Source organism: Salinisphaera orenii subsp. halophila YIM 95161 (genome assembly GCF_003732545.1).
Taxonomy (GTDB): Bacteria; Pseudomonadota; Gammaproteobacteria; order Nevskiales; family Salinisphaeraceae; genus Salinisphaera; species Salinisphaera orenii_A.
Genome location: NZ_AYKF01000071.1, coordinates 44,895 through 53,913 on the forward strand (window position 1 = coordinate 44,895; position 9,019 = coordinate 53,913).

At 70.6% G+C, this 9,019-nt stretch carries 8 protein-coding genes; 6 read left to right on the top strand and 2 right to left on the bottom strand.

The genetic code is table 11. The annotated features are described in order from the left end of the window. Positions 1-182: 182 nt before the first annotated feature. Positions 183-1,469, bottom strand: a complete 1,287-nt coding sequence (locus SAHL_RS06905; RefSeq protein WP_123590676.1) for a Glu/Leu/Phe/Val family dehydrogenase — start codon at positions 1,467-1,469, stop codon at positions 183-185. A 77-nt stretch (positions 1,470-1,546) separates the two neighbouring features. Further along, positions 1,547-2,473, bottom strand: coding sequence for a LysR family transcriptional regulator (locus SAHL_RS06910; protein ID WP_123590677.1), 927 nt, complete (start codon positions 2,471-2,473; stop codon positions 1,547-1,549). 146 nt (positions 2,474-2,619) lie between these two features. On the opposite strand from SAHL_RS06910, the gene SAHL_RS06915 reads away from it, so the two are divergent. The 6 genes from SAHL_RS06915 to SAHL_RS06940 form a co-directional block, all read left to right on the top strand. Next, positions 2,620-4,581: a ligand-gated channel protein gene (locus SAHL_RS06915; RefSeq protein WP_123590678.1), complete on the top strand. Its 1,962-nt coding sequence runs from the start codon at positions 2,620-2,622 to the stop codon at positions 4,579-4,581. Between the two features lie 94 nt (positions 4,582-4,675). After that, positions 4,676-5,602: an ABC transporter substrate-binding protein gene (locus SAHL_RS06920; protein WP_123590679.1), complete on the top strand. Its 927-nt coding sequence runs from the start codon at positions 4,676-4,678 to the stop codon at positions 5,600-5,602. A 47-nt stretch (positions 5,603-5,649) separates the two neighbouring features. Beyond that, entirely contained in the window at positions 5,650-6,642 is a 993-nt protein-coding gene (locus tag SAHL_RS06925) for a FecCD family ABC transporter permease (protein WP_123590682.1), read from the top strand. Positions 6,643-6,704: 62 nt separating this feature from the next. Then, positions 6,705-7,739 carry a FecCD family ABC transporter permease gene (locus SAHL_RS06930; protein WP_123590683.1) on the top strand — a complete coding sequence of 345 codons (1,035 nt, stop codon included), beginning with the start codon at positions 6,705-6,707 and terminating at the stop codon, positions 7,737-7,739. Continuing rightward, on the top strand, positions 7,736-8,581 hold the full coding sequence (locus SAHL_RS06935; protein ID WP_123590680.1) for an ABC transporter ATP-binding protein: 846 nt from the start codon (positions 7,736-7,738) through the stop codon (positions 8,579-8,581). The genes SAHL_RS06930 and SAHL_RS06935 overlap by 4 nt, the downstream gene beginning before the upstream one ends. A gap of 65 nt (positions 8,582-8,646) precedes the next feature. Then, the coding region (locus tag SAHL_RS06940) for an O-methyltransferase (protein ID WP_184947465.1) at positions 8,647-9,019 on the top strand (373 nt) is incomplete at its 3' end.

The window sequence follows — 9,019 nt, forward strand, 5'->3', positions numbered from 1 at the left end:
ATCGCGCAATCACCCCGTGCCGGACACACCGAAGCAACAACCGTCGCGCGGCACGCCAGGCGCGCGCCAATCGTGCGCCGACAAACGGGCGGCGCCCGCTGCTTACGGCCCAGACGCATCGAGCCTGCCGCAGCAACGCGGGCCGCGGCGCCGCTTCGCGAACCCGCGATCGGAACCTGTGTTCAGCCGCCGTCGCGGAAGAAGCTGCTCGTACCGCGGGCGCGGGCGGCGGCGTCGAGCTTTTCGAGGGCGATGACGTAGGCCGCGGTGCGGTGGTCTATCTCCAGCGACTCGGCGCGGTCGGCAACGCGTTTCGTGGCATCGACCATGCGCTGCTCGAGCCGCTCGACCACGGTCGACGCGTCCCAGTACCAGGCCTGGCGGTTCTGGACCCACTCGAAATAGCTCACGGTCACGCCGCCGGCGTTGGCCAGGATGTCGGGCAGCACGGCCACGCCGTTGTCCGCGAGGGTCGCGTCGGCCTCGCTGGCGACCGGGCCGTTGGCGATCTCAACGATCGTGCCGGCGCGCACGCGGTCCGCGTTGTCGGCGGTGACGACGTTCTCCAGCGCAGCCGGCGCGAGGATATCCACATCCAGCTCGATCAGCTCGTCGTTGCCGAGGGTCTCGCCGCGGCCGGCGCCGCCGAGATCGCCTTCGCTGTAGCCGGAGGCGACCGACCGGTGCGCCTCCTTGTGCGCGATCACGGCGTCGATGTCGAGGCCGTTCGGATCGTGGATGGCGCCGCTGGAATCACTGACCGCAACCACAGTGTAGCCGGCCTCGGCACAGCGCCGGGCGAAACGCGCGCCGGCGTTGCCGAAGCCCTGCACGGCGACCGTCGTGCCCTCGGCCTGCCGGTCCCAGCGCTGCATCATCGTGGTGAGCGTATGGAAGGCCCCGTCGCCGGTGGCAGTCGCGCGGCCGGCCGAGCCGCCCATCTCGACCGGCTTGCCGGTGATGACCTCGCGCACCTCGCCGCGGTTGATGATCCGGTACTGATCCATCATCCAGCCCATGACCCGCGGATTCGTGTTCACGTCCGGGGCCGGGATGTCCGTGTTCGGGCCGATGAAGTCGGCGATCTTGTCCACCCAGGCCCGCGACAGGCGCTCGAGCTCGGCGGGCGAGAGCCCCTTCGGATCGACCGCGACGCCGCCCTTGCCGCCCCCAAAGGGCAGGCCAAGCACCGCGCACTTGATGGTCATCCAGAACGCGAGCGTGGCGACCTCGTCCGCACCCACGTCCGGATGAAAGCGGATGCCGCCCTTGGCCGGGCCGAGAGTGTCGTCATAGCGCACGCGGTAGCCGGGGTAGAGCGTCAGCGTGCCGTCGTCGCGGCGCAGCGGCACCGACACCTTGAGCGCGGTGTCCGGCTGGGCCAGACGCTGGGCGGTGTCCTCGGAGATGTCGACGTGTTCGAGCGCGGCGCTGATACGCGCGCCGGCGCCATCGAAGAGACCGGGCATGATCGATCGTCCAGGCGTTGAGCAATACCTTCTACCTGACCGCGGAAACACGCCGAATCAAGGGGCCGGCGGATGTTTCAGGTCGGTCGGGGCGGCGCGTCACCGGCCCGACGCCAGTCCGGCGGGATGGCCGCGCGCAGATGATCGAGCAGACACAGCGTCTTGCGCGGCAGACGACCGTGCGGGCAGGCCAGCGTGATCGGCACGGCGGGCAACGTCCAGTCCTGAAGACAGGACACGAGCGTACCGGGATGCGCGCGCAGGCGCCGGGCGACCATCCAGTCCGGGAGAACGCCCAGCCCGCGCCCGCGCACGATGGCATCGGCCTGGAGCACATCCTGGTCGGCGCGCGAGCGCGAGCGCAGCGGCGCCAGCCGATGGGCCGAGCCGTCCGCACGCCGCAGCGTCAGCCCGTCACGCAGGGCCCCCAGCATGTCCACCCAATCATGTGCGGCCAGATCGCGCGGGTGCAACGGGGTACCGCGCTCGGCCAGATAATCGGGATGCGCGTAGATGCCGCGGGTGAGCCGGCCCACGGTTTCGGTGCGCAGCCCGCAGTCCTCGAGCGCGCCCGGCCAGAGACAGATGGCGATGTCCGACTCGGCCGTGGGCGGCTGGGTGAGCGTCGCCAGCGTCAGCTCCATTTCGGGAAAGCGCTCCAGAAACGCCTCGACCCGATGCGTGAACCAGCCACGCATGAACAGCGGATGCGCGTGGACGGTCAGCTGGCCGCTGACCCGTTCGCGCAGATTGTCCAGCGCGTGCCGGCTCTCGCGACTGAGATCGAGCATGTGCCGGCAGTAGCCGGCGAAGGTCTCGCCCGCCTCGGTCGGTACCAGACGGTTGGAGCGGCGTTCGAGCAGCGGCTGGCCCACCTGTGTTTCCAGACGGCCCAGCCGCCGGCTGAGCGTGGATTTCGACAGCGCCATATCGCGGGCGCTGGCCGTGAGACTGGCGTTGTCGACCACGGCCACGAACACCGCGAGATCGTCCAGATGATGCATCGCTCGCCTTCTCCCTCGCTCGGCACTGCCTCCGGCGCCCCTGATGTTGCAGCAATCGGGATGACACGTTGCCGCCGGCGCAACGGCATTTATACCACAATACAAATGATATTGATTCGTATTTAATAAACGCAAAAGGGGGACACATGCGTATGACGCAACGCACGGGCATCTCGATGGCGGCGGCCGCCGCCCTGTGCTGGGGCTTCGGCGCCGAGGCCCAGGAGAGCATGGCACTCGGCGAGGTGGTGGTCACCGCCTCCGGCCACGAGCAGGACGTCAAGGAAGCCCCTGCCTCGATCAGCGTACTCGATCGCGAGGACCTCGAGGATCGCTACTACCGCAACGTCACCGACGCCCTGCGCGAGGTCCCCGGCGTGATCGTGACCGGCGGCGGCGCCGGGGACAACGGCCGCGATATCAGCATCCGCGGCATGCCCTCTTCATACACGCTCATTCTCGTCGACGGCAAGCGTCAGAACACGCGCGAGACGCGTCCGAACGGCAGCGCCGGCTTCGAGCAGGATTTTCTGCCGCCGCTGCAGGCGATCGAGCGCATCGAGGTCATCCGCGGGCCAATGTCCACGCTCTACGGCTCGGACGCCATCGGCGGCGTGATCAACGTCATCACCCGCAAGGTGCCCTCGAAGTGGGGCGGCGCCGTCCAGTTCGACACCTTCATTCAGGAGGACGGCGACTCGGGCGATCGCCAGCAGGCGAACTTCTACACCGCCGGTCCGCTGGTCGAGGATCGCGTCGGTCTACAACTCTACGGCGAAGTGAGCCGGCGCGAGGAGGACGAGATCATCAACGGCTATGAGGGCAAGGATCTGCGCAACCTCACGGCCAAGCTCGCCTTCACCCCGACCGAGAACCAGGACATCACCCTGGAGGCCGGCGCCGAGGAACAGACGCGCGAGCAGAACGTCGGCCGCTCCGGGCAGGTTACCGGCTGCCGCGGTGGCTGCACCGATGTGTTCGGTCGCTACACGCGCGAGCACTATGCCCTGTCGCACGAGGGCCGCTGGGGCTTCGGCACCACCGATTCCCACATCCAGCGCGAAACCTCCGAAAACAAGCGCCGCGAGATCGAGATCACCAATACGGTGGCCAAATCCAGCGTCGTCGTGCCCCTGGGCATGCACGTGCTCACCTTCGGCGGCACGGTCGAGCGCCAGGAGCTGTCCGACGGCACGACCAACCAGATCTCCGACCGCACCGACATCGAGAAGGACAACTGGGCTCTGTTCGCCGAGGACGAGTGGATGCTCACCGAGACCTTCGCGCTGACCGGCGGCGTGCGCCTGGATCACGATGAGAATTTCGATAGCGAAGTCAGCCCGCGTCTCTACGGCGTCTGGAACCCGACCCGCAACTGGACCCTCAAGGGCGGCGTGTCCTCCGGGTTCCGGGCCCCGGATCTGCGCGAGATCACTCCGGACTTCGGCCAGGTCAGCCGCGGCGGCGACGTCTACGGCAACCCGGATCTCGAGCCCGAAACCTCGCTCAACAAGGAGTTCGCCGTGCTCTACAGCGCCGACTGGGGCGCGAACGCGGGCGTGACGGTCTTTCACAACGACTTCGACGACAAGATCACGCGCGTGGCCTGCCCGATCGACATCTGCACGGACGGGCCGAACCAGTTCGGCGCCGATCCGACCTACCGCATCAACGTCGACGAGGCGGTCACCCAGGGCGTCGAAGTCAGCCTTTCGGCCCCGCTGACCGACACGCTCGAGGCCAGCGCCAGCTATACCTACACCGATTCCGAACAGAAGACCGGCGAATACGAGGGCGAACCGCTGACCCAGCTGCCCAAGCATCTGGCCACCGCCTCACTGAACTGGCAGCCGACGGAGCGGCTGTCGCCCTGGGCGCGGCTGACCTATCGCGGCGAGGAGAGCCAGCCCACAACCGGCCCCTCGCAGAGCGCGCTTGTGGCCCCCTCCTACGCCTTCGTCGACACCGGCTTCGGATACCAGCTGTCCGAGGCCACCACCGTCAACCTGGGCGTCTACAACCTGTTCGACGAGGACATCACCTACGACGAATACGGCTACGTCGAGGACGGCCGCCGCTACTGGGTCGGTATGAACCTGGAGTTCTAGCGCCGCGACACAGCCGCCGCCGTAGCGTGGCGGCCCTTCATCAATTCTGCGTGGGCGCGAGACGCCCGCGCCGCTTACCGGAAGACCCGAACGCATGCTCATCACCATTCGCAAGACCGGCCTCTGCCTGGCGCTGACGGCTCTGCTCGCCGTCAGCCTGCCGGGCGCCGCGCGCACGCTGGACACCCGCTACGGCACGATCGAGATCGACGGCACCCCCGAGCGCGTGGTCACACTCCACGAAGGCGCACTCGATGCCGCGGTCGCGCTCGGCACGACACCGGTCGCCGCCGTCGCCACCCGGGGCGGCGACGGCGTGGCCCGCTACATGGACGGTCGCGTGGACGACATCGCCATCGTCGGCACCGCGCGCGAGACCCATATCGAGGCGGTGGTCGCGCAACGGCCCGACGTCATCCTCGCCGCCGCGACGCTGCCCGAGTCCCAGTATCGACTGCTGTCGAACATCGCGCCCACGGTGGTACCGAAGGGCTCGAACTTCGCCCCCGACGCCTGGCAGGCGCACACCCGCCTCTACGCTCGCGCCCTGAACGCAACCGATCGCGCCGAAGCGCTGATCAACAACTTCGACACGCGCACCGCGGCAATCGCCACGCAGGTGCCGGAGGCCGCCGAAGCGACGCTAGCGCGCTGGATGCCTCAGGGGCCGCTGGTCATGGCCGACATCATCTTCGCCAGCCGCGTGCTCGCGGCTGCGGGCTTCACCGTCAACGACGCCGGCGTCGTCGCCGAGGGGCGCCCGCACAGCGACCCGCTGAGCCTCGAGAACCTGGATCGCATCGACAGCGACTGGCTGTTCCTCGCCACGCTCAACGCCGACGGCGAGAACGCACTGGCCCAGGCCCGGTCCTCGCCCGGCTTCGAGCGTCTGGACGTGGTCCAGCGTGATCGCGTGGTGGCCGTGGACGGCCAGCTCTGGACCAGCGCCTCCGGCCCGATCGCCGCCAACGCGATTCTCGACGACATCGCCGCGGCGCTGGATCTCGATCGTCAGCCTTGACCGGCCTGCCGCTCGTATCGGTGCCCCGGAACCGGCCACGCCTGTGGTTGGCGCTGCTGTCTGCCGGGCTGGCCGCCGCCTGCGTGGCGAGCCTGCTGTTCGGCGCCGGATCGACAGGCCCCGGGGCGTCGCTGCGCGGCCTGCTGGCCTGGATCGCCGGGCTCGACGCCGGGCCCGACGACGCCCGGGCCCGTTTCGTGGTCGAGTCGCTGCGCGCGCCGCGCACGCTCATCGGCGTGCTCGTGGGGGCCGCGCTCGGCGCGGCCGGCGCGCTGTTGCAGGCGGTCACGCGCAATCCGCTGGCCGAGCCGGGCCTGCTCGGCGTGAGCGCCGGCAGCGCGCTGGCGGTGGCGATCGCCATCGCCCTGGGCGCGAGTGCCGCGACCCTGCGCGTGCCGGTGGCCCAGCTCGGCGCCCTGGCCGGCTGCGTCGCCGTGCTCGCGGCCTCGCGCGTGCGCGGGGTCGGCGATGACCCGATCCGCCTCGTGCTCGCCGGTGCGGTACTCTCGGGGCTGCTGGGATCGCTGACCTCGATGATCCTGCTCTTCGACGAGCGCACCGCCGACGAGATCCGGTTCTGGGTCGTGGGCAGCCTCGCCGGGCGCCGGCCCGCCGACATCATGGCGCTGCTCCCCGGCCTGGGCGTGGCACTGGCGATCGTGGTCGTGATCGCCCGGCCGCTGGCCGCACTCGCGCTCGGCGAGCGGGTGGCGACCGGGCTCGGTCACCGGCCGCGGACCGTGCGCCTGCTCGTGATCGTCGCAGTCGCGCTTCTGGTGGGCTCGGCGACCGCCATCGCGGGGCCCATCGCCTTCGTCGGCCTGGTGGCGCCATTCGCCGCGCGCCTGCTCGCCGGCCCGGACATCCGCCGCACGCTGTGGCTGTCTCTGCCGATCGGCGCCCTGCTGACGGTGGGCGCGGATATCGCCTCGCGGCTGCTGGTGCGGCCCTCGGAGCTGCCGCTCGGCGTACTGACCGCACTCGTCGGCGCGCCGGTGCTGGTGGCCGTGGTCCGGCTGCGACGGCTGCCCGGCCTGTGAGCGCGCTCGAGACGACCACGCGGGCCCGCGCCGCCGCGTCGCCCGTGGCGCCGCCGCCAGCGATGTGGCGTATCGCCGCGCGCGGGCACGACGGACGCTGGTCGATCCTGGTCGACAAGCGCGCCACCGCGGCCAATCTGCTGCTGACCGGACTGCTGCTGGCCGCCAGCCTGGCGTCGCTGTGTCTGGGCAGCGCCTCGATCGGCGCGACGGCCGCGCTGCGCGGCCTGTTCGGTCACGGCGACGCCATGACCGTGTTCGTGATTCGGGAACTGCGCCTGACCCGGCTGGCCGCCGGCCTGCTCTCGGGTGCCGCCTTCGCCCTCGCCGGCTGTCTGATGCAGACACTGGCCCGCAATCGGCTCGCCACACCCGGCATCATCGGCATCGACAACGGCGCCACGGCGTTCGCGGTGGCCTCGGTCGTCGGCACGGGGTTCGGCCTCGCGCCGCCGGCCATGGCGCTGGCCGGGGCGGCCACGGCCACAGCGATCACCTTCGGCCTGGCCGGCGGCGTGGGCACCCGCGGCTATCGCTTCATCGTGGCGGGCATCGGCGTCGGCGCGGCCTTTGGCGCCGGCACCCAGCTGATGCTGGCCCGCGCGCCCATCGACAACGCCAACACGGCCTACCCCTGGACCGTCGGCAGCCTGAACGCCGCCGACCCGCTCGCGGTCGAACTGCTCGCCGTGGGCCTGCCGGCGGCACTGGTCGGCGCGGGCCTGCTGGCGCGCGCGCTCGCCGCCGTGCGTTTCTCGGACGCCGTAGCCCGCGGACTGGGCATTCGCGTCGGCCGGTGCCGCCTGCATGCGCTCGCGCTCGCCGTGCTGCTCAGCGCGCTCGCGGTGGCGGTGGCCGGGCCGGTCGGCCTGATCGCCCTCATGGGCCCGGAGATCGCGCGCCATCTGTCGTCGCGCCGCGGCGTGCCGCTGTTCGGCGCCGCGCTCGCCGGCGCGCTGATCATGGTGGTCGCCGATCTCGTCGGCCGCCGCGTGCTGGCGCCGATCGAGATCCCCGCCGGCCTGATCACCAGCGTGGTCGGCGCGCCGTTTCTGCTCTGGATACTGCTGCGCCCTGGCCACAGGATCGGCGCATGAACCACCTGGCCTACGACCCGCCGGCCGACACGCCCAGCCCACTCCGCGCCCACGGCCTCACGCTGGCCCACGGCCGCGTACCCGTCATCCGCGATCTGGACCTGGCCCTGCCGCGCGGCCGGGTGACGGCCATTGTCGGCCCGAACGGTTGCGGCAAGTCGACGCTGCTGGCCGGGCTGGCACGCCTGCACGCTCCCGAGGCCGGCCGCGTGACGCTCGACGACCGGGACATCCGCGATTTCGGCGCACGCGAACTGGCCCGCGCGCTCGCCCTGCTGCCGCAGAGCGTGACCGCACCGGAGGGCCTGACGGCCGCCGAGCTGATCCGCTTCGGCCGCCAGCCGCATCAGGGCTGGCTGCGCCAGTGGTCCGCCGAGGATGCCCGCGTGGTCAAGGCCGCGCTCGCCGCCGCCGATCTCGAAGCACTGTCCGACCGGCCCCTCGACGCCATGTCCGGCGGCCAGCGCCAGCGCGCCTGGATCGCCATGGCCATCGCCCAGCAGACGTCGTTGCTTTTGCTAGACGAGCCCACGACCGCCCTCGATCTGGGGCACGCCATCGAAGTCTTCGAGCTCGTGCGCGATCTCGCGGCCGCCGGCAAGACAATCGTCATGGTGCTGCACGATCTGGGCAACGCCTGCCGCTATGCCGATTATCTGGTGGCGATGCGCTCCGGCGAGATCGTCGCCGCCGGCGCGCCGAGCGAGGTCGTGACGCGCGCGCTGGTGCACGAGCTCTACGGCGTCGACTGCACGCTGCTCACCGACCCCGGCACCGGCGCACCGATGCTCACCAACGTACGCCGCGCGCGGGCGCCCAAGTCCGCGTCGGCCGACACCTGATCCGCCACACAACGCACACCGGAATGCCGGGCGCCGCATCTCATTTCATTCCCACCGGAGACTGCATGGACGAACGCATCGACAACGTACTCGCACACTACGACACACTGCGGGACGCAGAGCGCGCGCAGCGCGACGACCCCGCGGCGGCCCGCAACCGACACACCGACCGCGACCGCCGCCTGCTCGCCGTCGGGCCGGAGACCGGCCGCCTGATCAACGTGCTCGCGCGCAGTCTCACGGCGCCGCATATTCTCGAACTGGGCACCGCCTACGGTTATTCGACGATCTGGCTCGGCGAGGCGGCACGTGCGGCCGGCGGGCACGTCACCACCATGGAGATGCACGCCCACAAGGCCGACCATGCGCGTAATGCCGTTCACTTAAGCGGCGCGGCTTGCCGATTGAGCGGATATCGGGTCTTCGACATCTTCACCG

Excerpts from the sequence above, each read along its gene's own strand:
- SAHL_RS06910 (WP_123590677.1), bottom strand. The coding sequence starts at position 2,473 with ATGCATCATCTGGACGATCTCGCGGTGTTCGTGGCCGTGGTCGACAAC.
- SAHL_RS06905 (WP_123590676.1), bottom strand. The coding sequence starts at position 1,469 with ATGCCCGGTCTCTTCGATGGCGCCGGCGCGCGTATCAGCGCCGCGCTC.
- SAHL_RS06920 (WP_123590679.1), top strand. The coding sequence starts at position 4,676 with ATGCTCATCACCATTCGCAAGACCGGCCTCTGCCTGGCGCTGACGGCT.
- SAHL_RS06915 (WP_123590678.1), top strand. The coding sequence starts at position 2,620 with ATGCGTATGACGCAACGCACGGGCATCTCGATGGCGGCGGCCGCCGCC.
- SAHL_RS06930 (WP_123590683.1), top strand. The coding sequence starts at position 6,705 with ATGTGGCGTATCGCCGCGCGCGGGCACGACGGACGCTGGTCGATCCTG.
- SAHL_RS06935 (WP_123590680.1), top strand. The coding sequence starts at position 7,736 with ATGAACCACCTGGCCTACGACCCGCCGGCCGACACGCCCAGCCCACTC.